The organism is Methylorubrum rhodesianum, assembly GCF_014199985.1.
GTDB classification, from domain to species: Bacteria; Pseudomonadota; Alphaproteobacteria; order Rhizobiales; family Beijerinckiaceae; genus Methylobacterium; species Methylobacterium rhodesianum.
The window spans coordinates 133085-157382 of sequence record NZ_JACHOS010000012.1; the positions used below are offsets into that span (position 1 = coordinate 133085).

Genomic DNA, 24298 nt, shown 5'->3' on the forward strand with positions numbered 1-24298 from the left:
CCATCGCCCCGCGGGCGCGACGCACGTCCATGCACACGACGTGGAACACCGCGACTTCGGTCATCCGCCCGCACGGCCGGCCCGCCAGCGCCCGTCTCCTGTCCGCAGCCGATCAGCGACAGGCCGAGGCCACCCAGCGACGCCGCCGCGCACGCGCGATATTGGCTTCGCTGATGATGCCGTCGTCCTCGCCGACGACGCATGCGCAGGTCTCAAGCCAGCGAGGCGTCGATATGGGTATAGCAGCGCATGAGCCACGCCCGTACGGTCGGTCGCGAGCGGAACCCGGCAGACCGGCCGGCCATCTCGGCAGCTTGCCACGATCCGCGGCTCGCGGGGGGGCTGGCGATGGCTCGACCACTCGATCCAAGTCGTGACCGTTCCGCCCGAAACCGCTGGCCCGCCCCGGGCGACGTGACCGGCACGTCGGAGCCCTTCGATCAGCGTGGTCGATCCGGCGGAAGCGGAAACCGCTGCGGCGCCTCCCGCGACCGTCGCTGATGGTCCAGGAGATCCAGGGCCCAATCCGGCCTCGGCGCGACGGACGCCTCATACAATTCACGGTATGCTTCAGGTGTCAGCCAAGTGCCGACGGGATGACGTCCGGTCAGGCGCAGGAAGGCGCTCAGCGATAGGCAAACCGGCGGCGGCAGGCCGACGACGGTCTGGAGAGCGCAGCTGGAACTCTTGCTGCGCTGTCCCACGATACGCGTGTTGAGGAGGCCCATGGCCCCGGCCCGGGCATCCGGGCCGACGAGTTCCTCGTCGAGCGGCGTGGGCGTGCCGGGCGTCTCAAGCGCCGAAAGCAACTCGCTCCAGGACTGCCACCCCCACGCCAGCGCGACGACCTGTCGAGCGGTCGCCTCGGCGATAGGCTGCCGGACATTGGCGAGTTGCGCGCGCAGGGCGTGCACCTTGCGGTTTGCGAAGAAGATCGAGGACGGGCGGAACATCGCGGACCATGGGACTGCGTACGGTGAGCCAATGGATTCAGCTCGCTACGGAGCGGTCAAGGCAACGCCGCGTCGGAAGCTTCGTCGGGTCGCCCCGGCCAGGACGAGGTCCGGCTGGAAAGGCGCCTTGCCCCTTCAACGCCGCCGCCCAGGCGGCGACTTGGTCCGCGACCTGGGCGACGGTTCCGTCGCCGAGCGCGGAAGCGGTCGGGTATGTTGTCGCCTGCTCCTCGGCGGCGGCCGACCCACGTCCACCAGGATCTCTGCAATTCGCTGTGGCCATCCCTCCGCCGTGACGCGAAACTCCCTGTGGATAAATCGCGTCGCCTCGAACCCCGCTTAGATATCCATGTGGACGTGTAACCGTCGGAGGTTAGTGTGGCGCAACGGAGGTACGGCACCATGGGCGACTCGGATTGGGCGGCGGAGCGGGCGGAGGAATACTGGCGGCTCCACGCGGAGCCCGTGCTCAAGCGCGTCGTCATCGACGCCTTCCTGTCCGGAACGGCGGCCGTGCCCCCTGCCTTGGCGAACTGGCTGGCTTCGGCGCCCATCGGGCGCGGTGCCGAGGCTGTCACGCCGCCTCCACCCCCGGAGCCTGCGCAGCAGGTGCCGCCCGGCGCCAAGGAGGTCGCGGCACCGCAAGCCGGTCCTCGGCCCAAGAGGTCCCCCCGCCCGCTCAAGGGGGTGAGCGCCGCTGCGTACGACCTCGTCAAGCGCGCAGGCAAGCCCCTGACATCCCGGGAGCTGCTCGGACAGCTGAGGGACTGGGACGGGGGCGAGCGGACCGAGGCGCGCGACAATTCCCTTCTGGCCGCGATGCGGCGGCTTCGCAAGGCCGGTTGGGTCGACTTCGACGGGACGCATTACAGCCCGTCGGCGAAGAGGCCCCGCAGCAAAGGCAGGTCCGGTCCCGCCGGGCCGGGTCGGGTCTGATCGCCCGCCCATGGCAAGGCCAATCCATCGCCTCGCAGATCGGCTCCCTGCGCAGGAAGGCAGGGCGCTGGCGGAGATCGAGACCCGGCAAGCCCGCGGCCTACCGCCCGTTCGACCATCCAACGCAAACATGGACTCGGAGCGCACATGACCACCTCGTTCGGCGACGCGCGTCGCCTGCACGTCCTGTCTCTCGTCGCCCTGCTCTCGGTCGTGACGCCGCCGCGCAGCCGGGCCGCCGACGGAACCATGAGCGAGCACGAGATCGCTCCCGGCATGGTCATCCGCGGCCTGGTCACCGCGGCGGGCGCGCGGGCCTTTCGCCTGATCGTGCGGGGAACGCTCGTTGCCTCCTTGACCGCGAGGGATGGGGCGCCGCCGACCGGGTACTGCCTCGTTGGAGAGTGGTTGTCCGTGCTGGAGGCACTGGCTGCGCCATGGCGCGCGTTCGCCGGCGAGACCTCGCCGCGGAACTTCGGACCGCCGCGCCGGTCGCATTCCGAGCGCTCACCCTTCGTCGCACGGTTCCCGGCGCGCCAAGCCCGCCTCACGGGCCCGAAGCTCGTTCGGTTCCTCGCCGAGTGCACCGCTTCCCTAGGAGCGAAGGACTCGATGCGCGGCGATGAGATCGCCCTCGTCGTCGGCACGCCGGAGACCCGAGTTCGGATCGCGTGCAGCGGTGCCGAACTTCACGTCCTGGTCCATCGAGAGCGGCGCTTGGTCATGGCCGGCACCCTGTCGCGCCTCGACCTGAGTCGGCCCGGGCGCACGCGCTGCTGCATCGGTCGCCAGTGGCTGCCCGAGTTGTTGGATTGGTTCTGGGCCGTATCCGACGATGTCGATCCTGCAGACCTCGTTCGGTTCTGCCAGGGTGCCGCCTCGGATCGGCCCTAGCCGGCGTCGGCCGATGGCGCCGACGCCCGGATGCAGGGCCGGCCCTCGCCAAGCTTAAGCTCTCGCCTCTCGGGCCGTGACGTGTGCCAGGAAGGAGCGCAGCGTGGGTGTACGGCGGTCCTTGTGCGTTCGAGGCGCATACCGCCAACGAAAAAGCCCCGCCTGAGCGGAGCTTTCGTTTGAGGGGAATACCCGCGGGCAAACCCCGACCTCCGATGGCGAGCATCTTCGGTCAGCTGAAAAGACGGTGTGACCCGCCTCCAGCGAGTGAGAGGGATATCGCATATCCGCCTCGCCGGGTCAATGATCGAGGCCCAGCACGGTTCCGAGGAGCGCTCGGATGCCGGCGAGCTCGGCGGGCGAGATGGACGGCAGCGCCGGGCGGCGGTTCACGTTGACCTGCCACAGCCGGACCAGGGAAACGGTATAGATGTGGTCGCAGACGGCCCAAACCGGGTCGGTCTGGTGGAAGAAGGGATACGTGCCCGGCTCGAACCGGAAATGATGGGTGTTGTTCTCCCGGGGCGGGCTCTTGCTCACCGGCACCACCGTGCAGCGCCCGGCGGCGCCGGCCGAGCGCGAGGACACGACGATCGCCCGCCGTTCCTTCTGCATCTCCGGCTTCACGAGGTAGGTGAAATCGCACATCACGACCCGGCCGGGGCTCGGAGCGTGCGGAACCGGCCGCCTGACCTCGGCCGTGCGGCGCGTGACGACCGAACCTTCCAGCGTCGTCAGGAACGCGTCCGCCTTCGCGGCGGCGATGCCGCCGCGAACCAGCGCCGTCTTCAGCTTGGTCCGCTCGTACTGCGCGGTGGCCTTCTCCGACAGGAAGCAGTGGCGCAACGCGCTGGCCACCGCCTCCGCGGCCTCTTCGGCGAAGCCTCCCTCGCACAGCCGGTCGAGGCAAGCCTCGCCGTCGAAGCGGGTATCGGGATGCCGGGAAATCTCCATCAATCCGCCGACGGCGAGCGCCTCGCCCTGGGCGAAGCCGAGATCCGTCATGGCCTTGAACATGCGAAAGGCGTGGGGCACCCCGAGACAAATGCTCCTGCCGATGGGAAGGCGATGGCGTAGCCCGGGCGACGTCGCGTCGGGCAGGCCGAGGGCGAGCCGATCCGTTCGAAGTCGGCAAACACCTCGGCCGACGCCGTATCCGCACGCCGGACCATTGTCATCCCACGCCGAAGGGGCCGAGCGCCGCCGGCGCCCGGGCGCCGCGATCATGCCGGGGCCTACCCGCCGTGGATGCATTCGTTTGAGCGACCAGGCCCGGGGGGGGCGGCACCCGCGCTCGTCATCGAGGCGCCGGGTCCCGCCGCCCGGGCGCGCCGCCTCGGCCTGGTCCCGGGGCACGTTCCATCCGGCGCCGAGAACGACGGTTCCCGACCTTGCCGCACCGCCCGGCGCGGCTATTCGTTTTCATTCAAGAGCGCCACCGCGGCCTCCAGGAGCGCTCGGAACGCGACCGACTGCCGTGCAGCCGCCTCCACGCGCAGCGTCAGGTTCGAGAAAGCCGCGGGATCCTCCGACGGGTGCGCACCGATGAACCGAACCGCGGCGAGATGCAGCGCGGGTCTAGGCTTATGTTGCCCTGCCAATAGCTTCGATATGGTCGCCTGGCTCGCGCCGAGGATCTTGGCAAGGGCAGCCTGCGTAAGCCCGCGCTCTCGACGCACGCGACCGAGGGCAATCGCCAGCGCATGCGCATCCCCGCCGTCAGCCGCCCGCTTGCTTCCGCTCATGAAGTCAATAAAATCGAATGATAACGAATAATCAAGGCGCGCAGGATGCAGGCTCAGACGTCCGGGAGGACGCGGTCGGTCGCGACGATTCCCGCGGACCCGGAGGCCGAATTGATGCCGGGGGTGCGGTGGGGGCGCCCGGAATGGGTGCCGAGTGCCGCGTTCTGGGCTTTCATGGTCGGTCGGGCCAGCGAGCCGGTCGACGGGTTCGTGGGGCGGGAGGTCAGCCTGGCCCACGAGATCGGCTTCTGTCTGCTCGGGGGCTACGGCATCACGGCCGAGGTCAACCACGCGGTCCATCGCGCGCTCGCCGCGGATGGGATCTTCGAGCCGGGCCGTCGTCCCGGGGCCGATGAGATCGAGGCCCTCCTGCGCAGGCCGGTCCGCATCGGCGAAAGGTCGGTGCGCTACCGCTTCCCGAAGCAGAGGGCGGGCAGGCTCGCCGACGCGCTGACGCTCATCGAGACCGATCCTCCGCCGTCGAGCGACGCCCTGGCCTTCCGACGCCACCTGATGCGCCTGCCCGGCGTCGGTCCGAAGACCGCCTCGTGGGTCACCCGGAACTGGCTGGGCTCGGACGAGGTCGCCATCCTCGACATTCACATCATCCGTGCAGGCCTCCTGATCGGCCTGTTCGAGCGGCCGATCCGCCTCCCGCGGGACTACGAGGCGCTCGAACGGCGCTTCCTGCAGTTCTGCGTGGCCCTGGACGCGAAGCCGTCGCTGGTCGATGCCGTCATGTGGCGGGCGATGCGCAACATCGGCCGGGGACCGGTTTGACCGGCGACGGCGGAGGCCGATAAGAAATCAGGTCTCCTTCACCAGTGGCCGGGCAAGCGGGATGTCGGGGGGCAGCAAGAAAAGTTCGGGCCGTCGCCTGGTCGCGCCGGCCGGTGCAGGGCCGGGCGCGCCGAGCTCGACCGCCGGATCGGAGGGCGGGAATGCGCCGACGGGCTCGCCCTGCGACCTCAGTTACGACGTCGAACTGACCGGGGTCCGGGCCGACGTCGTCGCCGTCGTGCGCATCGGCGACGTCCTGGACGTCGCGCTGCACAGGGCGGGTGCGTTCGAGACCGCCGTGTGCCGTACCCGCCCCGCCGGGCAGGTGGTCGGCACGCTGGCGAACGTCGAAGGCCTCGACGAACTTCTCGGTTGCCTGCGCACCCACCACCGCTACGCGGCGACCGTGACGCAGGTCGGCCGCCTCCTCTGTCGCGTCGCCATCGCACCGGTGCTGGGTTGATCGTCGCCGGAGGGTCCTACCTGGAGATCTGCGAGATCCCGCGCTGGCGCCGGCTGTTCGGTTCGGGCGGCCGTGCCGCCGCGGCGGTCGGGCAGCTCTCGCCGGGCAGCAGCCTTCACACCTATGCCTTCGCAGGCTGGGCCCGCGACGTCGAGAGCTCGATGCACGCCTGCGGGGTGACGGCGACGGTAATGCCCATCGCCGAGGAGATCAGCTTCGGCTACTTCCATGCCCTGTCGCCGGCCACGCTGCGGCCCGGCGTGCCGACGCGACACCCGGCCCTCTCGGTCGACGGGCGGGTCGTGCTGCGTTTCGGCTTCGTGGAGGGCGACGCGGTCGTGTCCGCGGAGCGGGCGGTCCACGACCCGCAGGGCGACGACGTTGTCCCGTTCCGCGCCAACGGGTCCCGGGCCGAGGCCCTGGCCGTAGTCCTGAACGAGGGGGAGGCGGAGGGGGCGACGGGCGAGGAGGGGCCGGCCGCAGGCGAGGCCGTTCTCGCCCTGCACGCGGCCGACGTGGTCGTGGTCAAGCGTGGCTGCTCGGGCGCGACCGTCCACCGGCCTGGTCGCGACCCCGTCGCGGTGCCCGCTTATCGATCCGCCCGCGTGTTCAAGATCGGCTCGGGCGACGTCTTCAGCGCCGCCTTCGCGCATCACTGGGGCGAGCGCGGCCTCGACGCCGCGGCGGCGGCCGACCTGGCGTCGCGCGCGGTCCACCATTTCGTCGACACGCGCTCGCTGCCGCTGCCCGCGGCCGCCGACCTCGCCGACCAGGCGCTCGCACCCGTGGGCGGGGAGCCCGGCCGCGTCTACCTCGCGGCCCCGTTCTTCCACATCGCCCAACGCTGGCTCGTCGAGGAGGCACGGGACCGGCTGCACGCCCTCGGCGCGTCTGTCTTCTCGCCGTTGCACGACGTGGGCACGGGGGGCGGCGCCGTCGCCCTCGCCACCGCCGACCTCGCGGGGCTCGACGGCTGCCAAGCCGTGCTCGCCCTGCTCGACGGGGCGGACCCGGGCTCGATCTTCGAGGTTGGACATGCGCGGGCGCGCGGCATCCCAGTGGTCGTGCTGGCCGAACGCCTCGACGAGCATCACCTGACCATGCTGGCCGGCACCGGCTGCGAGGTCGTCGACGATTTCGCCTCCGCCCTCTATCGGGTCGTGTGGGCCTCGCTGCGATGAGGGTTCTGCTGTTTTCCGGCGGCCTCGATTCGACCGCCCTCGCTTGGTGGCAGAGGCCGGACGCCTGCCTGTTCGTCGATTACGGCCAGCGGCCGGCGGCGGGCGAAAGGGCGGCTGCGACGTCCATCGCGGCCGAGTTCGGGCTGCGGCTCGAAACGCTTCAGGTCGACCTGTCCGGGCTTGGCCTCGGGCCCCTGGCCGGCGGGGAGCCCGCCGCGCTCGCGCGTGCCCCCGAATGGTGGCCCTACCGCAACCAGATCCTGGTCACCCTCGCAGGCATGCGCTTCGTCGCGGAAGGCCTGTCGGAGATCCTCATCGGAACGGTGGCGACCGATGTCCACGCCGACGGACGCGCCCCATTCCTGCGGACGCTCGACCGACTGATGCGGCTCCAGGAGGGTGGGGTGCGCGTCGTGGCGCCCGCACGGCACCTGAGCGGGCCGGCCCTTCTCGCGGCGTCCGGCCTTCCCGCCTCGGCGCTCGGTGCGACATTCTCCTGTCACGTCATGGAATATGCCTGCGGGCAGTGCCGCGGATGCGAGAAGCATCGCGAGACCTTGCGGTCGTTCGGCCTGCGGTCCGACGTGAAGGCATCCCGCGCGGCCCCGGACCGACCGGACGCGGCGCGGGCGGAGGGTTGACGAATGGGCGGAGGGCTCCCACCCAAACGCCGCCGCATGCCGTACGGCATGGGACAGGTCCGGACAGGGTCCGACGAGTGCGACCTGACCTTCACGGTCGACCTGATCGGTGTCCGCCGCGACGCCACGCGCGGCCTGCAGGCCGGAGACGTGTTGGAGGTGGACCTCGTGGCCGGCGCGGGCGCCAGCACCGCAGTCTGCCGCACCGCCGACGGGGCGACCGTCGGCGCCCTCGCCGCGTTCCGCGGCCTCGTGAGCCTGCTCGGCTGCCTCGACCAGGGGGTGCGGTTCGAGGCCCTCATCGAGGATGTCGGCGCGACGCGCTGCACCGTTACGGTCACGAGGGCCGAGGCGTGAACGTCGTCGGCGGCACATATTTCGAGAGCTGCGCGTTCCCCGCCTGGGCCGGCCTGTTCGGTTCGGGCGCGCGCGCCGCCATGGCGGTGAGCGCGCTGTCCCCGGGCACCCGCCTGAGCACGTATGCTTACGCCGAGTCGGCCGGCGACCTCCGGGCGACCATGGCCGCCTTCGAGGTCGAGACGGACATCGTCGCCATCGGGGAGCGGCTCGAATTCGAGTATTGGCATCCCCTTCGCAAGAGCTGGGTTCCCGAGGCCGGCCGGCGCTACGCCGACCTGGCCGTCACCGGCGACGTCGTGCTCGGGTTCGGCATGCTGGAGGGCACGGCCCGGCTCACGGCCGGCCGGGCGGTCTACGACCCGCGCTCCGCCGACCCCGCGTCCTCCTTCGTGCGTTCCGGCTCGCGGGCGACGGAGCAACTCGCCTACGTGGTGCAGGATGCCGACTTGGTCCGGCTCGGGCCGCTCCCGGACCCGCGCGACGCCGCGACCGGCGTCATGGCCCGCGAGGGCGCCACGCTCGTCGTGTCGCGCCACGCATTCGGCGGTGCCACGGTGTACCGGGGCGACGCCCCCGGCATCCCGGTGCCGGCGTACGCCGCCCGCCGCTGGTTCAGGATCGGGGCCGGCGACGTCTTCTGCGCGGCCTTCGCGCATTATTGGGGCGAGCGTGGCTTCGACGCCGTGGGGGCGGCCGACCTCGCGTCCCGCTGCGTGGCGTGGTTCAACGACGGGGCTCGGTTGCCGCTGCCTCCGCCGGACGAGCTCGAAGGGATGGAGGCGGTGCCCGGGCGCCCCGCGTCGGGTTGCCGGGTCTACCTGTCCGGACCGCGCCGGACCATGGCCCAAAGATGGCTCTTCGACGAGGCGGCCGCTTACCTCGACGCGCTCGGGTTCAGGACGGAGACGGCGTTTGCGGACGACGGCCCCCGCTCACCCACGCGAGCGAATTGGCCGCCCCGGCCTCGCGTGCCCCATTCAGCCCTCCTAGCCCTGGGCGACGTCGCCGACCTCGGGACGAACCTTCACGTCGGCTACGCGCAAGCCAACGGCATGCCGGTGGTGCTGCTCGCCGAGACGGCCTCCGGCGGGGATTTGACGATGTTCTCGGGAAGCGGCTGCGAGGTGACGCACGATCTCGCCACGGCGCTCTACCGGACGTGTGTGGCATGCCTGCGGTGATCGGCGGCCGGGAGGGCACCCGTTGAGGCCGCCACGGTTTCCACCCGCTCCGGCGCGCCTGCGGGCGCCTGATCGCACGCCGTCCCCGTCCGGACCATCGGGGTCCGGCGATGGAGAGGGCGGGCCGGCGCAGGAGCGCTGGCAGGCGTTCCACGCCTTCCTGGCGGCACGCATGAACTCACGATGGGTGTTCCGCGGCTGCGCGTCGAAGGCCTTCGAGTGCAAGCCCAGCGCCGGCCGGGGCGCCGAGTTCGACCCGCGCCACGAACGGCAACTGTTCCAGGATTTCAAGCGCGAGGCCAGGCTGCACGTCGCGATGCCCGGGGCGACGGATTGGGACTGGCTGGCGCTGGGTCAGCATTACGGTCTCCCGACCCGCTTGCTCGACTGGACGACCAATCCGCTCATCGCCTGCTTCTTCGCCGTTGCCAGCCAGCCCGCGAACGAGGACGCCATCGTGTACGCGCATCCGCTCGGCGGCAGTTCCATGATCGACCCCGAGCGGGGTCCCGGCCCCTTCGAGATCGCCGAGGTCGGCTTCCTGCTGCCCTCCGCCCTGGCGCCCCGCATCGCGAGCCAGAAGGGCCTGTTCTCGGCCCACCCCGATCCGGCCTCGGCGTGGACGCCGCCCGGCATGGCGGAGAACAGCTTCGAGATCCCGCGGGACACCCGCGCGGTCTTCCAGCGCAACCTGTTCCAGCTCGGCGTGGATGCGGCCCACATCTGGGCCAGCCTCGAAGGCGTCTGCCTCTCGCTGACGTGGCAGTACCGCCTCCGAATCGGGCTCGGCGCGGCCTTGTAGCCCCCGCCGCTCGGAATCCCTGGATCATCCGGTCCGGACGACGGCGGTCCCGCCAAGCCGGTGCAGGCTTCGATATTCACCGGCCGGCGCGCCCTCTACCAACGCGCACGGCGTGGGTCAGGCACAGCAAGGGTTGCCCCGTAGCTGCGCGGGGGTGGTGTGGATATCCTGTCGAAAACCGGACCACGCCTGGGATTTAGCGAAACGGAAGCGTGGGAGGAATTGGGATTTATCCGGGAGCTGCCACTCCCCAAGTCCTTGATGCCACACACCAATTTTCAAGCGAAAGTCGGTGGTGGAGCTGAGGGGATTCGAACCCCTGACCTCCGCAGTGCGATTGCGGCGCTCTCCCATCTGAGCTACAGCCCCGTCCGAGGCGAGGGCCTTGTAGGCTTGTCCGCTTCGGCCTGTCAATTCCGGAAATTTCCCGCCGCGCCCCGCGCCTCCCGCGCCGGTCGTGCGTTTGGGGCGACGAGGACCGATACCCCCCGCATGAACGCCCTGCTCTGGCTCATCAACACCGTCATCCAGCTCTACATCTACGTCCTCGTCGCGAGCGCCGTGCTGAGCTGGCTCGTGGCCTTCAACGTGGTCAACGTGCGCAACCCCATCGTCTCGCAGATCGGCGAATTCCTCTACCGCGTGACCGAACCGGCGCTGCGGCCGATCCGCAACCTGCTTCCCAATCTCGGCGGCGTCGACATCTCGCCGATCATCCTGATCCTGCTCCTGCTGTTCGCGCAGAAGCTCATCACCGACCTCTACGTCCAGTTCGCCTTCTGAGAGGACGCCGCGGCGCGCTCGAGGCGTCCCGTCCGAGCCGCGGCGGCTCCGGAGCGGCCCCCGGAACGGTCCCCCGAAGCCGTCCGGAGGAGCGAGCGGGCCTGTTGCGGTGCTGCGCCCGAATGGGCGCGGCCCGGGCACGGCATTGCGCGGATGCCGGGCGGGTTGCTAAGGCGGTCGGGCACCGGCTCGGCCGAAAAGCCGATGCAACGTCAGAAGTTTAGGGCCTCGTTCTGAATACGGTATTCAAGACGGTGCCCTGCCCGGCCAGCAAGAGCCGTACAGGGAGCGACGCGCGCGCATGAAGACCAATCCGGGCCGCTTCTTCGAGGATTTCCGCCTCGGGGAGACCATCCGCCACGCCACGCCCCGCACCGTCACCACGGGCGACGTGGCGCTCTACACGGCCCTCTACGGCCCGCGCTTCGCCGTGCAATCCTCGGACGCCTTCGCCAAGGCGATCGGCTACCCGGCGAGCCCGCTCGACGATTGGCTCACCTTCCACGTGGTGTTCGGCAAGACCGTGCCGGACGTCTCGCTCAACGCGCTGGCCAACCTGGGCTACGCCGAGGGCGGCTTCCGCCGTCCGGTCTATCCGGGCGAGACGCTCTCCACCGTCTCCGAGGTGATCGGCTTGAAGGAGAGCTCGAACCGACAGACCGGCGTGGTCTACGTGCGCTCCACCGGCTCCGACTCTTCGGGGCGGACCGTGCTGAGCTATTGCCGCTGGGTGCTCGTGCGCAAGCGCGACCCGGAAGCGAAGATCGCGGAGGAGCACGTGCCCCAGCTCGCCAAGGTCGTGAACCCGGCCGACCTCGCCAGCGCCCTGCCTCCGCTCGACCCGGCGGCCTACGACACTGTCCTGGCCGGCAGCCCGCACCGCTTCGCGGATTACGCGGTCGGCGAGAAGATCGACCATGTCGACGGCATGACCGTCGAGGAGGCCGAGCACCAGATCGCCACGCGCCTGTTCCAGAACACCGCCAAGGTTCATTTCGACGCGGTGGCGACCAAAGAGACCAAGTTCGGCAAGCGCCTGATCTATGGCGGCCACGTCATCTCGCTCGCCCGCGCCCTCAGCTTCAACGGGCTCGCCAACGCCTTCGCCATCGGCGGTATCAATGCCGGCCGGCACGTGGCGCCGCTGTTTGCCGGCGACACGGTCTACGCGTGGTCCGAAGTGCTGGAGACCGCGGAGCTTCCCGGCCGCAGCGATATCGGCGCGCTGCGCCTGCGCACGGTGGCGGCCAAGAACCAGCCCTGCGGCGGCTATCCGGACAAGCAGGGGGAGGGCTACGACCCCTCGGTGATCCTCGATCTCGACTACTGGGCCTTCATCCCGCGCTGAAGCGTCGGCCCTCAAAGGGCTGAGACACTTACGAAAAGAACCCGGTCACGGCCTGACGCAAGGGGTTGGCCGGGTTCGACAGCAGGCGCAGCGCCATCGCGCAGGCGATGACGACGAGGAGCGGGCGGATCAGCCGGGCGCCGAGGCGCACGGCCAGCGCCGAGCCGATCTGGGCGCCGAGAAAGGCGCCGGCCGCCATGGCGAGCCCGACCGGCCAGATCACCGCGCCCTGGAACGTGAACAGGGCGAGGCTTCCGACATTGCTCGCGGCGTTCGAGAGCTTGGTGTGGGCGGTGGCGCGCACCACGCCGAGCCCGAGCAGAGTGACGAAGCCGATCATGTAGAACGAGCCGGCGCCGGGCCCGAACACGCCGTCGTAGAAGCCGACCGCCGGCGCCAGCGTCACGGCGAACAGGCCGGGCGTGATGCGCGCCGTCGCGTCCTCGTTGCTCATCCGCCGCGCGGTGGCGAAGTAGCCCGCGATCCCGACGAGCATGACCGGCACCAGCGCGTCGAGGACCGGGCGCGGCAGCAGGCTGACGCAGAGCGCGCCCGCGACCGAGGCGAGGCCGGCCCCGAGCGCGGCGGGGGCCGCCTCGCGCCAGCGGATCAGCCCGCGACGGGCGAAGGCGATCGTGGCCGAGACCGATCCGGCGCTGCCCTGGAGCTTGTTGGTGGCGATCGCGCTGACGGGATCGAGCCCGGCCAGCAGCAGGGCCGGCAGGGTCATCAGCCCGCCCCCGCCGGCGATGGCGTCGATGGCGCCCGCCACCACGGCCACGCCGAACAGGCCCGCGACCGTCTCAAGCTCAATACTCATCGGGGATCCCAAAGGGCTTGCAGCCCTTTGGCGGGTTGTCAGGGCAGCGCCCTGATGTCGGCGGAGCCGATTTGCAGGGCTCTGCCCTGCACCCGCGAAAGGACTCGTCCTTTCGAAGCCTTGACCATGGCTGCTCCGCTTGGGCAAGCCTCAGGCGGCGGCGCGCTCCGCCCGCGGCAGGCTGACGGTAGCCCGGGCGCCGCGGCTCGCCCGCAGCGTGCCGCCCTTGGGCACGATCGTCCAGCCCTCCTTGCAGCCGTCGATCGGCTCGGAGACGACGGTGAGGCCGCGCTCGCTCTCGCGGTAGTACAGGCTCGGCGGGCGCCCGTCGCAGGCCCAGCGGAAGGCGGTGAGGCTTTCGCCGTCGGTGAGCACCGCCGTGAAGCGGAAGGCCTCCGCGATCCGCGCCTCCTGCATCAGCCCGCGCACGGTGGCGCAGGTCGCCTCCATGGCGGCGACGGGATCGGCGTCGAGGCCGTTGGCCAGGGCCAGCAGGAAGAGCGCCTCCGAATCGGTCGAGCCGCGGCGGGTGTCGTAGAGTTCGTCGGGGATCAGCGCCTCCAGGCGCCGCTTGATCCGGTGATAGCCGCCGATCTGGCCGTTATGCATGAACAGGTGCCGGCCGTGGGCGAAGGGGTGGCAATTGGCCCGGGTCGTCGCCGTGCCGGTCGCCGCGCGCACATGGGCGAAGAAGGTCCGCGCCCGCACCTGTCGGCAGAGGTTCACCAGGTTCTCGTCCGACCAGGCCGGGCAGATGTCGCGGTAGAGGCCGGGCTCGGCATGCTCGCCGTACCAGCCGATCCCGAACCCGTCTCCGTTGGTCTCCGTCTTGGCCTCCGAGGCGTGCAGCGACTGATGGACCAGCGAATGGGTCGGGGCGCAGACCAGCTCGTTCAAGAAGACCGGCTCACCGAGATAGGCGAGGAAGCGGCACATGGCGGGACGAGAGCCTCCTTTGCGGTCCGGGGCGGGCCATGCAAGCATCGGTCCGTTCGGACCGTCCTGCGTCGCCGGACTGTAACAATTCGTTTCGTGTGGTGAACAGGCCGTTAAGAGGCGGCTCGGATCGTTCGGTTCAGGCCGGCACAATTTCGCTGAACCGATCATCCCCGAACTTGTTGTCGCAGGGCAAGCATCGTCGGCGTCGCCGATCCCGCCGCGGCGCACCCCTGTCCGGGCCGCCGCTTCCGAACCGCTCGCACAGCTTCAGGGAGACATCATGGCTCACACCGGAGACAGCCCGGTCGCGCTCGTCGTCGAGGAGGACGAGGCCGCCCGCGACCTCGCAACCGTCCTGATCGAGGAGACCGACCTCGACGTCATCGCCTGTTCGAGCGCCGAGGACGCGCTCGCCGTGCTCGAACGCGGCGACGTGACGGTGGCGATGGTGATCGCCGACACGCATCTGTCTGGCGCGATGGATGGCGCGGCGCTGGCGCGCACCGTCGAGGATCGCTGGCCGGACGTGCGGCTCGTGGTGACGTCCGAGGCGCGCGAGGAGCGGCGGACCGGGATCCCGCCGCACGCCGTCTACATGCGCAAGCCCTGGCTGCCCCTCGAGCTCCTGCGGCAGGCCGAGCGCGCGACGCTCACCGCGCGCGCCGCCTGAAACGGGTCGTTTCCCACGAAAAAGGCCCCGCCGGTCGAGCCGGAGGGGCCTTTTTCGTATCCGGATCGCGCGCGGCCCGCTCCGGAGCCGGCGCGTCTCGAAAGGTCGGCCTCAGGAGGCCGCGGCGGGCGCCTGAACGGCGGCCGGCTGCTGCGAGAAGCTCGGAGCGCTCGGGCGGCGCGGGGCGCCGGTCCGGGGCTTCGGCTTCGGCGCGGCGATCAGGCCCTCGCGGATCGCGGTCTTGCGGGCCTGCTTGCGGGCGCGGCGGACGGCCTCGGCCTTCTCGCGAGCCTTGCGCACGGACGGCTTCTCGTAGGCCTTGCGCTGCTTCATCTCGCGGAAGATGCCCTCGCGCTGCATCTTCTTCTTGAGGACGCGGAGCGCCTGGTCGACGTTGTTATCGCGAACGAGTACCTGCAACGGAATCAACCCCTAGGATCTGTTGTTTCGAACCGCACCGGCCTCGGATTCCCGGCAGAACCGGGAAAAAGCCGTCAGGCGCCCCTGCCCCGGCTTGGTTCCGGAGGAGGCGTCGCGACGGCAGCCGAATCGGTGCGAAAGAATTGCACCTGAGCGCGCGGCATACACGAAACAGGTTCGTGTTGGAAGTGCGAGAAAGCCTCTTGAAGGCCGCTCGAAGGTCTGTCGCCGGCCTGGGACCGCGCGGCTTCCGCCCGATCGCCCCGGATCCGCCGGACATCGCCAGCGCTCCGGCTCCGCCTCGCAACGACGAGGCGGAGGTTCGGCTCACGCGTGCGTGGCGATGAAGTTGCGCACGATCGGGTAGGTCTGGGCCTCCCACTTGCGCCCCGAGAACACGCCGTAGTGACCCACGCCCGCCTGGAGATGGTGGCTCTTCATGTGCGGCGGCAGGCCCGAGCAGAGGTCGTGGGCGGCCATGGTCTGGCCGACCGCGCAGATGTCGTCGCGCTCGCCCTCCACCGTCATCAGGGCGGTGCGGCGGATCGCGCCCATGTCGATGGGCTCGCCGCGATAGGTGAGCTGGTTGCGGGCGAGCGTGTAGTCCTGGAACACGGTCCTGACGGTCTCGAGATAGAACTCGGCGGTCAGGTCGAGGACGGCGAAATACTCGTCGTAGAAGGTTTCGATCGCCTGCGCCTTGTCGGCGCTGCCGTCGACGTAGTGCCAGAACAGGTCGCTATGCGCGTCCGAGTGGCGCCGGGCGTTCATCGAGACGAAGGCGGAGACCTGCATGAAACCGGGATAGACCCGCCGCCCCGCGCCCTTGTGGCGGCCGGGCACCGTCTCGATCAGGTTCTGCTCGAACCACTCGATCGGCTTCGAGGTGGCGAGCCGGTTCACCGCGGTCGGGCTGACGCGGCAATCGACGGGGCCGGCCATCAGGGTCATGCTGCGCGGCTGGGCCGGATTCTTGGTATGCGCCATCACCGCCGTGGCGGCGAGCGCCTGCACCGCCGGCTGGCACACGGCCATGAGGTGGGCGCCCTCGCCGATGGTCTCCAGGAAGCGCACGACGTGGTCGACGTAGTCGTCGAAGCCGAAGCGCCCCTCCGAGACCGGCACGTCGCGGGCGTTGTGCCAGTCGGTGATGTAGACGTCGTGGTCGGGCAGCAGCGTGCGCACGGTGCCGCGCAGCAGCGTGGCGAAGTGGCCCGAGAGGGGCGCGAGCACCAGCACCTTGGGCTGGACGGTGTCGATGTCCTTGCGGAAGCGGAGCAGGGTGCCGAAGGGCGTGGCGAGCACCGGCTCCTCGATCACCGGCACGTCGCGGTTGCCGACCCGCACGGCATGGATGCCGTAGGCCGGCCGCGCGAAGGTGAGGCCGGCGCGCATCATCATGCGCGCGCCCGCCGACCACCATTTCGCGGCGTCGTGCCAGGGCGTCCGCATCCACGGGGCGGCGGCCTCCTGCAGGAGCCGGCCCCATTGCCGGGTCTGCCGGGCGATGTCCGATTGGACATCGAAGGCGTGGTAGAGCATCGGGCCCGAACTCCAAGCGCGCAAGGTGCCTGCACGCGCCAATCTCTCGCGAACGTCCCGAATGGCCCGGATTCGCCCGCCTCGCTTCCGGATCGCCGCTGCCGCCCTCAAAGGACGATGCCGGACGAAGCAGGCTAAGCGGTTCTGGATTGGGCGCAACCGATCAAAAGTATAAGGCGCGCCGCTGTGGTGTGGATGCATCACCTTGCACGTCTGCCGGGAGAAAATGAATCCTACTGCCGGAAACGTGGAGCTGGCGGCGCGCAATCCGGTGCGCCGCCCGGCACGAGTCTTGGATGCCGGTCCAGGGGCCCGGGCGGCAGCCTCGGGCGAACGCGCATCAGGGAAGCAGCCATGGCCGAGGCGACGCTCACGATCTCCAGTCGCAACTACTCGTCCTGGTCCCTGCGCGGCTGGCTGCTGTGCCGGATGGCCGGACTCGATCTCTCGGTGGCGGTGCTGTCCGGCTCGGACGCCGCGACGCGGGCCGAACTGCTCCACCTGTCGCCGTCCTTCCTGGTGCCCCGGCTGGAGCACGGCGCGGTCGCGGTGTGGGATGTGCTCGCCATCGCCGAGTATCTCAACGAGATCCGGCCGGAGGCCGCCCTCCTGCCCGAGACCGCCGCGGAGCGCGCGCGCTGCCGCGCCGTCTCGGGCGAGATGCATGGCGGCTTCGTCAACCTGCGCTCGGCCCTGCCGATGAACCTGCGCAGCCTCCATCGCGGCTTCAAGATCTTCAACGGCGCCAAGGGGGACATCGAGCGCATCTGCGCGATCTTCGAGGATTGCCTGTCGCGCTCGGGCGGACCCTACCTGTTCGGGGCGCGCCCGACCCTGGCGGATGCGATGTACGCGCCCGTCTGCACCCGCTTCCGCACCTACGACGTCACGCTTCCCTACACCGCCGCGACCTACCGCGACACGATCCTCGCCTGGGACCTGATGAACGAGTGGGCGGCGCTCGCCGAAGCCGAGCCGGAGGAGATCGAGGAGCTCGACATGGAGTTCTGAGGGCGGCTGCCGGTCCAGCCCGTCAGGCGGAGGCGCCCCTGTCGGCGGAGCGCCCGGCGGCGAGCGGGAGCTCGATGCGGGCGCAGAAGCCGCCGCCGGGGCGGTTCTCCAGGCGCAGGCGGCCGCCATGGCCCTCGACGATGGCGAGCACGATCGACAGGCCGAGGCCGAAGCCGCTCGCGGAATCGAGGTTGCGGGCCCGGTCGCCGCGCACGAAGGGCTGGAGCATGGCGCTGCGCTCGGCATCGGGGATGCCGGGGCCGTCGTCGATCACCTCCACCGCCACGCCGGGATGGTCGCCGGAGCCCGCCGGCCCCATGACGAGGCGGGCGCCGCCGCCGTACTTCACGGCGTTGTCGACGAGATTGGTGATCGCCCGCTGCAGGTCGTCGGGGCGGCCGCGCACGAGGACGTGGCGGGTCCGCTCCAGGCTCACCGCCGCGCCGACATCGGAGAACCCGTCGCAGACCGTCTGCACCACCGAGGCGAGGTCGATCAGCGTGGTCTCGCCCCCGCCCGGCGCCCCCTGACCGTCCCGGACGTAGGAGAGCGCGGATTCCACGAGGCCGTTCATCTGATCGAGGTCGCGCAGGGTCATCTCGCGGGCGCGCTCGTCCTCGATGAATTCGGCGCGCAGCCGCAGCCGGGTGATCGGGGTGCGCAGGTCGTGGCTGATTGCGGCGAGCATCTGCGTTCGGTCGTCGAGCAGGCGCAGCAGGCGGGTGCGCATCCGGTCGAGGGCGCGGGCGAGCGCCAGCACCTCCTCCGGGCCGCGCTTGGGCAGGGGCGGCGGTTCCTCCGCCGTGCCGAAGGCTTCCGCCGCCGCGGCGAGCCCGGCGAGCGGCGCGGTGAGCGCCCGCGTCGCCCAGAACGAGAGCAGCGTGAGGCTGACGCCCAGGAAGACGAAGGTGAAGATGATCGGTCCCTGCGCCGGCGGGCGGGGAAAATCGTCGGGCAGCACCGCCCGCAGCCGGGCGCCGGCCGGGGTGGTGATGCCGATCTGCAGGAGCCCGGTCCGCCCCCGGTCGTGGCCGGGGGAGAGGTCGGTCACCGGCAGCGCCCGCCCGAAGCCGTCGCGCAGGCGCGTGATCAGGGGATGATGCTCGATCTCGTCGTCGGCATCGCCCGTCCCCGCCGGCGGCGTCTCGCCATCCCAGGGAGCGAGGCGCAGGGTCGGAAGGCTGCGTGCCGCCGCCCGGAGGATCCCCTCCCGCTCGCCCGGCTCGGCGGCATCGAGCAGCCGGGCCACGGTCGAGAGCCGCGTCGCCGCCACCCCCGGCCGCTCGTCCGGCCGCCACGGCTCGCGCAGGGCGAGCAGCATGACCGCCGCCAGGACATGGGCGGCGAGCAGGGCCGCCACGACGAGAAGCGCGATCTGCCCGGCCGCCTTCTTCGGGCGCGGCCAGGCGAGGCGGAGCCGCGGCGGGCGCCGGCTCCGGTCCTGCTTGGGGGACGAGTCCGAGGCCGGGGCTTCCGCCGGGCTCGCCGCGGTCCTGACGGGGCTCATGAGCGGCCGATCTCCGGCGCGAACAGGTAGCCGCCCGAGCGGATCGTGCGGATGATCTCGGGGTTGCGCGGGTCGCGCTCGATCTTCTGTCGGATGCGGGAGACCAGGACGTCGATGCTGCGCTCGAACGGACCCGCCGCCCGCCCCTGCGTCAGGTCCAGGAGCTGGTCGCGGGACAGCACCCGCCCCGGCCGCAGGCAGAGCGCGTGGAGCAGGTCGAACTCGGCCCCCGTGATGGCGATGCGCGCACCCTCCGGGCTCAGCACCTGGCGCAGGCCCACATCGAGGGTCCAGCCCGAGAAGTGAAAGCGGCGCGCGCCGTCCCCGTCCTGCGGTTCGGAGCCCTTGCGCCGCAGGATCGCCCGGATGCGCGCCAGCAATTCGCGCGGGTTGAACGGCTTGCCGAGATAGTCGTCGGCGCCGATCTCCAGCCCGACGATCCGGTCGATCTCCTCCGACTTGGCCGTGAGCATCAGGATCGGCACCTGCGAGGAGGCTCTGAGGCGCCGGCACAGGCTCAAGCCGTCCTCGCCCGGCAGCATCAGGTCGAGCACGATGAGATCGACCCGGGCATCGGCCAGCACCCGGTCCATCTCGCGCCCGTCGCCCGCGAGGCTCACGCGGCACTCGTTGGCGCGCAGGTAGCGCGCGACGAGCGCGCTGATCTCGCGGTCGTCCTCGACGACGAGGATGTGGGGCGTCGGCTGGTTCGCGGTCATGACGGGAACAGTCTTACGCTCCCGCGCGCCCTGCCCGGAAGTCGGGCCGGCCGCGAAGATTGTAACCGCGCGTTTCCGCTGCCGGATCCGACACCTGCGGCAACAATCCGGAGTGGCTGCGCCCCCTCCGCCGGTGCGCGGCCGAAGCGTTTCGTGAGCACCCCTCGATTGCCCTGCCGGCCGCCGATTCTTATGTCGTGGAGACGTGCTCGAACAGGTCCGGGCGCGGGAGGAGATCCCCATGCAAGGCTCGAACCGCCTTTTCGACGATGTCGCCCGCCTGTTCACCGACGCCGCCGGGGCCGCCCAGGGCGTGCGCCGCGAGGCGGAGACGATGTTCAAGGGCCAGGTCGAACGCCTGATCCGCGACATGGACGTCGCCACCCGCGAGGAGGTGGACGTGCTGCGCGACCTCGTCGCGGCCCTGCGCAGCCAGAACGACGCGCTGGCCGCCCGGGTGAGCGCCCTGGAGGCCCGGCTCGGCGCCGAGGCCGGAAGCGCGGGCAGCACGGAATCGGTCTGAGTGACGGCGCGGAGTCGGCGAAGACTCACTCAAGACTCACCCTTGAGGGAAAACGCGGAATCCCGATTTCTTTGCACAGGAAGCATCGGTGGATAGCCGCGTTGCCCACCGCTGATGCCGGGGCGACGCTTTGAAGCCCTCGGGGGGCGCGGGCTATAAACGATCCGAAGTTGATTCGCCCCGGCGGAAAGGTGGAACCGAACCCCGGGGTGGTGAAATCTGGATTGAACCCCTCCGCAGGACGGAGATCGACGGGCGTCGCCTCGATTCCCGTCACGGCCCTGCTTTGCCCGCCGGCCCGATCGCGTGCATCGACCGGGTCGACAACTTGGATCGCCATGACCCAGCTTAGCCTCATCGAAGACAGCGACCGGCCGGAGCACCCGCTCGATGTCGTCGAGCGCCTCGCCTCGCTGCGGGACTGGATCTTCGACCGGATCGAGACCGACGAGATGTCGGTTTCCGTCTCGGGGCGATGGGCCGAATACCACGTCGCCTTCACCTGGATCGAGGAGGTCGAGTCGCTGCACGTGGCTGCCGCCTTCGACCTCAAGGTGCCCGAGCGGCGCCGGGCCGAGATGCTGCGCCTCGTCGCGCTGGTGAACGAGCAGCTCTGGATCGGCCATTTCGACCTGTGGTCGTCCGACAGCGTGGTGATGTTCCGCCATTCCCTGCTGCTCACCGACGGCATCGCGCCGACCCAGGGCCAGTGCGCGATGATGATGAAGACCGCCACCGACGCCTGCGAGCGCTACTACCAGGCCTTCCAGTTCGTGCTCTGGGCCGGCAAAGATGCCCGCGAGGCCCTCGACGCGGTGCTGTTCGAAACTGAAGGCGAGGCGTAGCCGCGCCCGGCGGGCCGCTCCCCCCGGACGGGGCCGGCGCCCTTGATTCGGCGCGCCTCCGGTGGGATCGAGGGGCCATGACGCGCGAGAACATTCCGGCCGCCCTCCCCACCCCTCTGGTTCTGGTCGGGGCCGGCAAGATGGGGGCGGCCCTGCTGCGGGGCTGGCTCGCGGGCGGCCTCGACCCCGCCGCCGTGACCGTCATCGATCCGCAGCCGTCCCCGGACATCGCCGCGCTCTGCGCCGAGCGGGGCCTGCGCCTCAACCCCGAGGCCGCCGCGCCCGCCGGAGCCCTGGTGCTCGGCATCAAGCCGCAGGTTCTCGACGCGGCGGCGGCGGCGCTTGTCCCCTGGATCGGCCCGGACACCCTCGTGGTCTCGATCCTGGCGGGAAAGACCATCGCCGACCTGAAGTGGCGCCTGCTGGGAGCCCGCGCCGTGGTGCGCGTGATGCCCAACCTACCCGCCAGCATCGGCCGCGGCGCGACCGGCGCCGTCGGCAGCCCCGAGGTCGGGCCGCAGGCGCGGGCGAGCGCGGAGCGGCTCCTCGCCAGTTCAGGCCTCGTCGCCTGGCTCGACGACGAGGCGTTGATCGATGCGGTGACCGCGGTTTCGGGCTCGGGGCCGGCCTACGTCTTCCTGCTGGCGGAGGCGCTGGCGGAGGCCGGCGTGGCGGCGGGGCTGCCGCCGGACCTGTCGGCGCAGCTCGCCCGCGCCACCGTCGCGGGCGCCGGTGCCCTGCTCGACGCCGATGCCCGCGAGGCCGGCCAGCTGCGCCGGGACGTCACCTCGCCGGGCGGCACCACCGCGGCGGCGCTGGCGGTGCTGATGCGCGAGGGCGCCCTGCCGGACCTGATGCGCGAGGCGGTCGCCGCGGCGAAGCGGCGGGCGGGCGAATTGTCCGGCTGACGGCCCGGCGGGTTCAACCCGGCGGCTTCGCCCCTACATGAGACGTCGAACCGAACACGGAGCACGGATCATGGATACGGCCCCCGAGCCGGACACCGGCGGCAAGCCCGAGACCGGCGGCAAGCCTGAAACCGGTGGCAAGCCCGGTTCGGCGCAATCCGGCAAGGCGCAGGCGAACACCTCCAAGCCCAACCCGCGCGAGGCCGCGGTCGAGGCGCTGATGCGGCTCGCCGCCGAGCAGCCCTGGAACGACATCGAGATCGGCGACATCGCCCGTGAGGCGGGGTTGAGTCTGGCCGAACTGCGCGACCTCTTCCCTTCGAAGGGCGCTGTGCTCGGCGGTCTGTCGCGGATCATCGACCGCAAGGTGCTGGAGGTCGACACGGCCGACCTCGCCGACGAGCCGGCCCGCGAGCGCCTGTTCGACGTGCTGATGCGCCGCCTCGACGCGATGACGCCCTACAAGCCGGCCTTGCGCCGCATCGCCTTCGCCCTGCGCGGCGACGTCCTGTCCATGCTGGCGCTCAACGGGGTCGCCCTCAACTCCCACCGCTACATGCTGGCCGCCGCCGGCATCGACACGGAGGGACCGCTCGGCCGGCTCAAGCTTCAGGGCACGGTGATCGCCTTCGCCCGCACCGTCGAGGTCTGGCTGGACGACGACGACCCGGCGCTCGCCCGCACCATGGCCAAGCTCGACCGCGAGATCCGCCGCGGCGAGACCATCATGGAGCGTGCCGACGACGCCCGCCGCCTCACGGCACCCCTGCGCGCCCTCGGCCGCGCCCTGATGGAGCGGCGCTCCCCGCGCGACCGGACGCCGCCGTCGGGCGACGGAGAGGACCGCGACCCGGCCGCGGCGATCTGAGCGACGGGGCCGCGCGCACGAGGCCGGAGCCGGAACGGGTTGGCCGATGCAAGTCGTGTGGGTAACCCGTTCCGCGGAATGCCCGCTTAACCGGTTCGCCTCGCGGTCATGACACTTCTGGGCGAGTGCTTCGGTGGGAAGGCTCGCCCGTGCAGTTCAAGCAGAGAAAGTTCGCCGCCATCGTGGCAGACAAGTTTCTCTACTTCACGCTCGTGGGGGCCGGCGGAGGCGTCGGCTCCATGATCAGGCCTGGTCCCGGTCCCAACGAGTATATCCTGCTTTGGGACGCGTCGAAGATCGCTCTCAGCACGTCGATCGGGGTGGCGCTGGGCGTTTTCGTCGGCGTGCTCGAAGCGCGTCGCTGGCTGAAATCGTACTGGGAAACGATTCACACCCTGGCGGAAGAGGGCAAGGACCCCGCAGCGGTCTATCCGCCGGCGCAGCCGCGCACGCGAACGCCGTTCTGGCCGTGAGGAGTTCTTTGTCCAGGAAGGACCAGCCGAAGTCTCCGTTCCGCCTTACGGGAGGCGCTCGGCCGAACGTCGTTGACGGCACCGCTCCCTGGATTGGCCTTCAGAGCAAGGCGCCGTGGTCTCGCGACCTGAGGACGCCAGCCTGATTGCATCAGGCTGGCGTCCCTCGGTTCGTCTTCAACGCGCTTTCTCTCGACGGTCCGGTCTCCGCTCCGTCGGAACACGCCCTATCCCTGGCGGGTGCCGCCCATCGTCGCCTGCATCCGCGAGAGCTGCGCGATGTGGCGCTGGATCAGCGGGAGCGCGCCCGCCGCGATGCGGCGCAGGGCCGGATCGTCGCCGGACTGCGCGTAGGAGCCGTGGATCTGGTAGGCTTCCTGGTGGCCCTGGAGCGAGGCGTTGACGAACATCGCGTCGTATTCGGGGCCGGGCTGCATTCCGGAGAGCTGCGACAGGATCTGCGCCTTCTGCTCGTCCGTCGTCATGGCGCCCGGACCGGCCCCGCCCGGCGCACCCAGGGCGCCACCGACCACGCCGCCGACCGCGCCGACGGTCGCCCCCGCGACACCGCCCGCCACCGCCAGGGGTGCCGCGACGAGACCGCCGACGACGCCGCCCGGACCGGGGGGCGCACCCGCCGCCATGGGCGCCGAACCCATATACGGGTCGAGTTTACGGGCGAGATTGACCTGCTCGGTCACCTCCGCCCGGCTGAAGGCCTTGACGCGCGGATTGCGGGTCTTGGCGTGGGCGTCCCGCGCCGTGTTCTCGAGGAACAGGCCGCCCTTCGTCGCCATGGCGAGATAGACGGGCGCCGGGATGGCGCCGGCCGGCGCCGGTTGGGCGAGGGCCGTGCGGGTGACGGCCAGCGCAGCCGTTGCGGTCAGCAGCGTCGTCAGAAAAGCGCGCCGATGCATGGAATCGGATCTCCCGGTCTGGACACGACAGCCAGGCGCCGATTGTCTTGGACGGTGCCGGAGTCTGAC

28 protein-coding genes and 1 tRNA gene are annotated in these 24298 nt (G+C 70.8%); 18 read left to right on the forward strand and 11 right to left on the reverse strand.

Annotated features, from left to right (window positions below):
- Window positions 1-440: 440 nt before the first annotated feature.
- Window positions 441-953 carry a hypothetical protein gene (locus HNR01_RS18190; RefSeq protein WP_012455863.1) on the reverse strand — a complete coding sequence of 171 codons (513 nt, stop codon included), beginning with the start codon at window positions 951-953 and terminating at the stop codon, window positions 441-443.
- Between the two features lie 378 nt (window positions 954-1331).
- On the opposite strand from HNR01_RS18190, the gene HNR01_RS18195 reads away from it, so the two are divergent.
- On the forward strand, window positions 1332-1889 hold the full coding sequence (locus HNR01_RS18195; protein ID WP_238224433.1) for a hypothetical protein: 558 nt from the start codon (window positions 1332-1334) through the stop codon (window positions 1887-1889).
- 147 nt (window positions 1890-2036) lie between these two features.
- Window positions 2037-2783, forward strand: a complete 747-nt coding sequence (locus HNR01_RS18200) for a hypothetical protein (protein WP_012455861.1) — start codon at window positions 2037-2039, stop codon at window positions 2781-2783.
- A 300-nt stretch (window positions 2784-3083) separates the two neighbouring features.
- Here HNR01_RS18200 and HNR01_RS18205 read toward each other — a convergent pair whose 3' ends face one another.
- Complete coding sequence (locus tag HNR01_RS18205; RefSeq protein ID WP_003596782.1) at window positions 3084-3818, reverse strand: type II toxin-antitoxin system PemK/MazF family toxin; 735 nt, start codon at window positions 3816-3818, stop codon at window positions 3084-3086.
- A gap of 377 nt (window positions 3819-4195) precedes the next feature.
- Entirely contained in the window at window positions 4196-4528 is a 333-nt protein-coding gene (locus tag HNR01_RS18210) for a helix-turn-helix domain-containing protein (RefSeq protein WP_003604320.1), read from the reverse strand.
- Window positions 4529-4642: 114 nt separating this feature from the next.
- On the opposite strand from HNR01_RS18210, the gene HNR01_RS18215 reads away from it, so the two are divergent.
- The 7 genes from HNR01_RS18215 (at window position 4643) to HNR01_RS18245 (ending at window position 9936) form a co-directional block, all read left to right on the forward strand.
- The gene (locus HNR01_RS18215; protein WP_012455859.1) at window positions 4643-5308 is read left to right on the forward strand and encodes an 8-oxoguanine DNA glycosylase; all 666 of its coding nucleotides are present in this window, start codon (window positions 4643-4645) and stop codon (window positions 5306-5308) included.
- A gap of 61 nt (window positions 5309-5369) precedes the next feature.
- Window positions 5370-5771: a hypothetical protein gene (locus tag HNR01_RS18220; protein ID WP_003604318.1), complete on the forward strand. Its 402-nt coding sequence runs from the start codon at window positions 5370-5372 to the stop codon at window positions 5769-5771.
- The gene (locus HNR01_RS18225) at window positions 5768-6952 is read left to right on the forward strand and encodes a nucleoside 2-deoxyribosyltransferase (RefSeq protein WP_003604317.1); all 1185 of its coding nucleotides are present in this window, start codon (window positions 5768-5770) and stop codon (window positions 6950-6952) included. The genes HNR01_RS18220 and HNR01_RS18225 overlap by 4 nt, the downstream gene beginning before the upstream one ends.
- A complete protein-coding gene (locus HNR01_RS18230) occupies window positions 6949-7593 on the forward strand; it encodes a 7-cyano-7-deazaguanine synthase (protein WP_003604316.1) in 645 nt (214 codons plus the stop codon). The genes HNR01_RS18225 and HNR01_RS18230 overlap by 4 nt, the downstream gene beginning before the upstream one ends.
- 3 nt (window positions 7594-7596) lie before the next feature.
- Window positions 7597-7950 (forward strand): hypothetical protein, encoded by a 354-nt coding sequence (locus tag HNR01_RS18235; protein ID WP_003604315.1) that lies wholly within the window; start codon window positions 7597-7599, stop codon window positions 7948-7950.
- Window positions 7947-9134, forward strand: coding sequence for a carbohydrate kinase family protein (locus tag HNR01_RS18240; RefSeq protein WP_012455858.1), 1188 nt, complete (start codon window positions 7947-7949; stop codon window positions 9132-9134). The genes HNR01_RS18235 and HNR01_RS18240 overlap by 4 nt, the downstream gene beginning before the upstream one ends.
- Window positions 9135-9306: 172 nt before the next feature.
- Window positions 9307-9936, forward strand: coding sequence for an FRG domain-containing protein (locus tag HNR01_RS18245; protein ID WP_003604313.1), 630 nt, complete (start codon window positions 9307-9309; stop codon window positions 9934-9936).
- Between the two features lie 293 nt (window positions 9937-10229).
- Here HNR01_RS18245 and HNR01_RS18250 read toward each other — a convergent pair.
- Window positions 10230-10305 (reverse strand) — tRNA-Ala (locus HNR01_RS18250).
- Window positions 10306-10428: 123 nt separating this feature from the next.
- Here HNR01_RS18250 and HNR01_RS18255 point away from each other — a divergent pair.
- Together HNR01_RS18255 and HNR01_RS18260 are read left to right on the forward strand one after the other, a co-directional pair.
- Window positions 10429-10719, forward strand: coding sequence for a YggT family protein (locus HNR01_RS18255; protein WP_017484371.1), 291 nt, complete (start codon window positions 10429-10431; stop codon window positions 10717-10719).
- Window positions 10720-11020: 301 nt separating this feature from the next.
- On the forward strand, window positions 11021-12067 hold the full coding sequence (locus HNR01_RS18260) for a MaoC family dehydratase (protein ID WP_017484372.1): 1047 nt from the start codon (window positions 11021-11023) through the stop codon (window positions 12065-12067).
- Between the two features lie 28 nt (window positions 12068-12095).
- Here the strand turns inward: HNR01_RS18260 and HNR01_RS18265 are convergent, their stop codons facing one another.
- On the reverse strand, window positions 12096-12887 hold the full coding sequence (locus tag HNR01_RS18265) for a TSUP family transporter (protein WP_183668925.1): 792 nt from the start codon (window positions 12885-12887) through the stop codon (window positions 12096-12098).
- Window positions 12888-13037: 150 nt separating this feature from the next.
- A complete protein-coding gene (locus HNR01_RS18270; RefSeq protein ID WP_153874882.1) occupies window positions 13038-13823 on the reverse strand; it encodes a class II glutamine amidotransferase in 786 nt (261 codons plus the stop codon).
- A 283-nt stretch (window positions 13824-14106) separates the two neighbouring features.
- Between HNR01_RS18270 and HNR01_RS18275 the strand changes: the two genes are divergently transcribed.
- Window positions 14107-14496 carry a response regulator gene (locus HNR01_RS18275; protein WP_017484375.1) on the forward strand — a complete coding sequence of 130 codons (390 nt, stop codon included), beginning with the start codon at window positions 14107-14109 and terminating at the stop codon, window positions 14494-14496.
- A gap of 111 nt (window positions 14497-14607) precedes the next feature.
- Here HNR01_RS18275 and rpsU read toward each other — a convergent pair whose 3' ends face one another.
- Both rpsU and HNR01_RS18285 read right to left on the reverse strand, forming a co-directional pair.
- A complete protein-coding gene (gene rpsU, locus HNR01_RS18280) occupies window positions 14608-14916 on the reverse strand; it encodes a 30S ribosomal protein S21 (RefSeq protein ID WP_017484376.1) in 309 nt (102 codons plus the stop codon).
- A gap of 327 nt (window positions 14917-15243) precedes the next feature.
- Window positions 15244-16458 carry a polyhydroxyalkanoate depolymerase gene (locus tag HNR01_RS18285; RefSeq protein ID WP_017484377.1) on the reverse strand — a complete coding sequence of 405 codons (1215 nt, stop codon included), beginning with the start codon at window positions 16456-16458 and terminating at the stop codon, window positions 15244-15246.
- 354 nt (window positions 16459-16812) lie between these two features.
- Here HNR01_RS18285 and HNR01_RS18290 point away from each other — a divergent pair, with 354 nt between their 5' ends.
- Entirely contained in the window at window positions 16813-17469 is a 657-nt protein-coding gene (locus tag HNR01_RS18290) for a glutathione S-transferase family protein (RefSeq protein ID WP_183668927.1), read from the forward strand.
- Between the two features lie 22 nt (window positions 17470-17491).
- On the opposite strand, the gene HNR01_RS18295 is transcribed toward HNR01_RS18290, so the two are convergent.
- Complete coding sequence (locus HNR01_RS18295; RefSeq protein ID WP_183668929.1) at window positions 17492-18976, reverse strand: ATP-binding protein; 1485 nt, start codon at window positions 18974-18976, stop codon at window positions 17492-17494.
- Complete coding sequence (locus HNR01_RS18300; RefSeq protein WP_017484380.1) at window positions 18973-19695, reverse strand: response regulator; 723 nt, start codon at window positions 19693-19695, stop codon at window positions 18973-18975. The genes HNR01_RS18295 and HNR01_RS18300 overlap by 4 nt, the downstream gene beginning before the upstream one ends.
- Before the next feature lie 241 nt (window positions 19696-19936).
- Here HNR01_RS18300 and HNR01_RS18305 point away from each other — a divergent pair, with 241 nt between their 5' ends.
- From HNR01_RS18305 to HNR01_RS18325, 5 genes are all read left to right on the forward strand, one after another.
- Window positions 19937-20218: an accessory factor UbiK family protein gene (locus HNR01_RS18305; RefSeq protein ID WP_026105500.1), complete on the forward strand. Its 282-nt coding sequence runs from the start codon at window positions 19937-19939 to the stop codon at window positions 20216-20218.
- A gap of 338 nt (window positions 20219-20556) precedes the next feature.
- Window positions 20557-21063, forward strand: a complete 507-nt coding sequence (locus HNR01_RS18310; RefSeq protein WP_183668931.1) for a type III secretion system chaperone family protein — start codon at window positions 20557-20559, stop codon at window positions 21061-21063.
- A gap of 77 nt (window positions 21064-21140) precedes the next feature.
- Complete coding sequence (gene proC / locus HNR01_RS18315; protein WP_183668934.1) at window positions 21141-21971, forward strand: pyrroline-5-carboxylate reductase; 831 nt, start codon at window positions 21141-21143, stop codon at window positions 21969-21971.
- A gap of 70 nt (window positions 21972-22041) precedes the next feature.
- Window positions 22042-22839: a TetR/AcrR family transcriptional regulator gene (locus HNR01_RS18320; protein WP_183668936.1), complete on the forward strand. Its 798-nt coding sequence runs from the start codon at window positions 22042-22044 to the stop codon at window positions 22837-22839.
- A gap of 149 nt (window positions 22840-22988) precedes the next feature.
- On the forward strand, window positions 22989-23312 hold the full coding sequence (locus HNR01_RS18325; protein ID WP_183668938.1) for a hypothetical protein: 324 nt from the start codon (window positions 22989-22991) through the stop codon (window positions 23310-23312).
- Between the two features lie 227 nt (window positions 23313-23539).
- On the opposite strand, the gene HNR01_RS18330 is transcribed toward HNR01_RS18325, so the two are convergent.
- On the reverse strand, window positions 23540-24229 hold the full coding sequence (locus tag HNR01_RS18330) for a DUF4142 domain-containing protein (RefSeq protein ID WP_183668940.1): 690 nt from the start codon (window positions 24227-24229) through the stop codon (window positions 23540-23542).
- Between the last annotated feature and the right edge of the window lie 69 nt (window positions 24230-24298).

Excerpts from the sequence above, each read along its gene's own strand:
- HNR01_RS18275 (WP_017484375.1), top strand. The coding sequence starts at position 14,107 with ATGGCTCACACCGGAGACAGCCCGGTCGCGCTCGTCGTCGAGGAGGAC.
- HNR01_RS18215 (WP_012455859.1), top strand. The coding sequence starts at position 4,643 with ATGCCGGGGGTGCGGTGGGGGCGCCCGGAATGGGTGCCGAGTGCCGCG.
- HNR01_RS18295 (WP_183668929.1), bottom strand. The coding sequence starts at position 18,976 with ATGAGCCCCGTCAGGACCGCGGCGAGCCCGGCGGAAGCCCCGGCCTCG.
- HNR01_RS18245 (WP_003604313.1), top strand. The coding sequence starts at position 9,307 with ATGAACTCACGATGGGTGTTCCGCGGCTGCGCGTCGAAGGCCTTCGAG.
- HNR01_RS18235 (WP_003604315.1), top strand. The coding sequence starts at position 7,597 with ATGGGCGGAGGGCTCCCACCCAAACGCCGCCGCATGCCGTACGGCATG.
- HNR01_RS18260 (WP_017484372.1), top strand. The coding sequence starts at position 11,021 with ATGAAGACCAATCCGGGCCGCTTCTTCGAGGATTTCCGCCTCGGGGAG.
- HNR01_RS18285 (WP_017484377.1), bottom strand. The coding sequence starts at position 16,458 with ATGCTCTACCACGCCTTCGATGTCCAATCGGACATCGCCCGGCAGACC.
- HNR01_RS18300 (WP_017484380.1), bottom strand. The coding sequence starts at position 19,695 with ATGACCGCGAACCAGCCGACGCCCCACATCCTCGTCGTCGAGGACGAC.
- HNR01_RS18330 (WP_183668940.1), bottom strand. The coding sequence starts at position 24,229 with ATGCATCGGCGCGCTTTTCTGACGACGCTGCTGACCGCAACGGCTGCG.
- HNR01_RS18190 (WP_012455863.1), bottom strand. The coding sequence starts at position 953 with ATGTTCCGCCCGTCCTCGATCTTCTTCGCAAACCGCAAGGTGCACGCC.
- HNR01_RS18230 (WP_003604316.1), top strand. The coding sequence starts at position 6,949 with ATGAGGGTTCTGCTGTTTTCCGGCGGCCTCGATTCGACCGCCCTCGCT.
- HNR01_RS18220 (WP_003604318.1), top strand. The coding sequence starts at position 5,370 with ATGTCGGGGGGCAGCAAGAAAAGTTCGGGCCGTCGCCTGGTCGCGCCG.
- HNR01_RS18305 (WP_026105500.1), top strand. The coding sequence starts at position 19,937 with ATGCAAGGCTCGAACCGCCTTTTCGACGATGTCGCCCGCCTGTTCACC.
- HNR01_RS18290 (WP_183668927.1), top strand. The coding sequence starts at position 16,813 with ATGGCCGAGGCGACGCTCACGATCTCCAGTCGCAACTACTCGTCCTGG.
- HNR01_RS18265 (WP_183668925.1), bottom strand. The coding sequence starts at position 12,887 with ATGAGTATTGAGCTTGAGACGGTCGCGGGCCTGTTCGGCGTGGCCGTG.
- HNR01_RS18210 (WP_003604320.1), bottom strand. The coding sequence starts at position 4,528 with ATGAGCGGAAGCAAGCGGGCGGCTGACGGCGGGGATGCGCATGCGCTG.
- HNR01_RS18200 (WP_012455861.1), top strand. The coding sequence starts at position 2,037 with ATGACCACCTCGTTCGGCGACGCGCGTCGCCTGCACGTCCTGTCTCTC.
- proC (WP_183668934.1), top strand. The coding sequence starts at position 21,141 with ATGACGCGCGAGAACATTCCGGCCGCCCTCCCCACCCCTCTGGTTCTG.
- HNR01_RS18270 (WP_153874882.1), bottom strand. The coding sequence starts at position 13,823 with ATGTGCCGCTTCCTCGCCTATCTCGGTGAGCCGGTCTTCTTGAACGAG.
- HNR01_RS18310 (WP_183668931.1), top strand. The coding sequence starts at position 20,557 with ATGACCCAGCTTAGCCTCATCGAAGACAGCGACCGGCCGGAGCACCCG.
- HNR01_RS18255 (WP_017484371.1), top strand. The coding sequence starts at position 10,429 with ATGAACGCCCTGCTCTGGCTCATCAACACCGTCATCCAGCTCTACATC.
- HNR01_RS18320 (WP_183668936.1), top strand. The coding sequence starts at position 22,042 with ATGGATACGGCCCCCGAGCCGGACACCGGCGGCAAGCCCGAGACCGGC.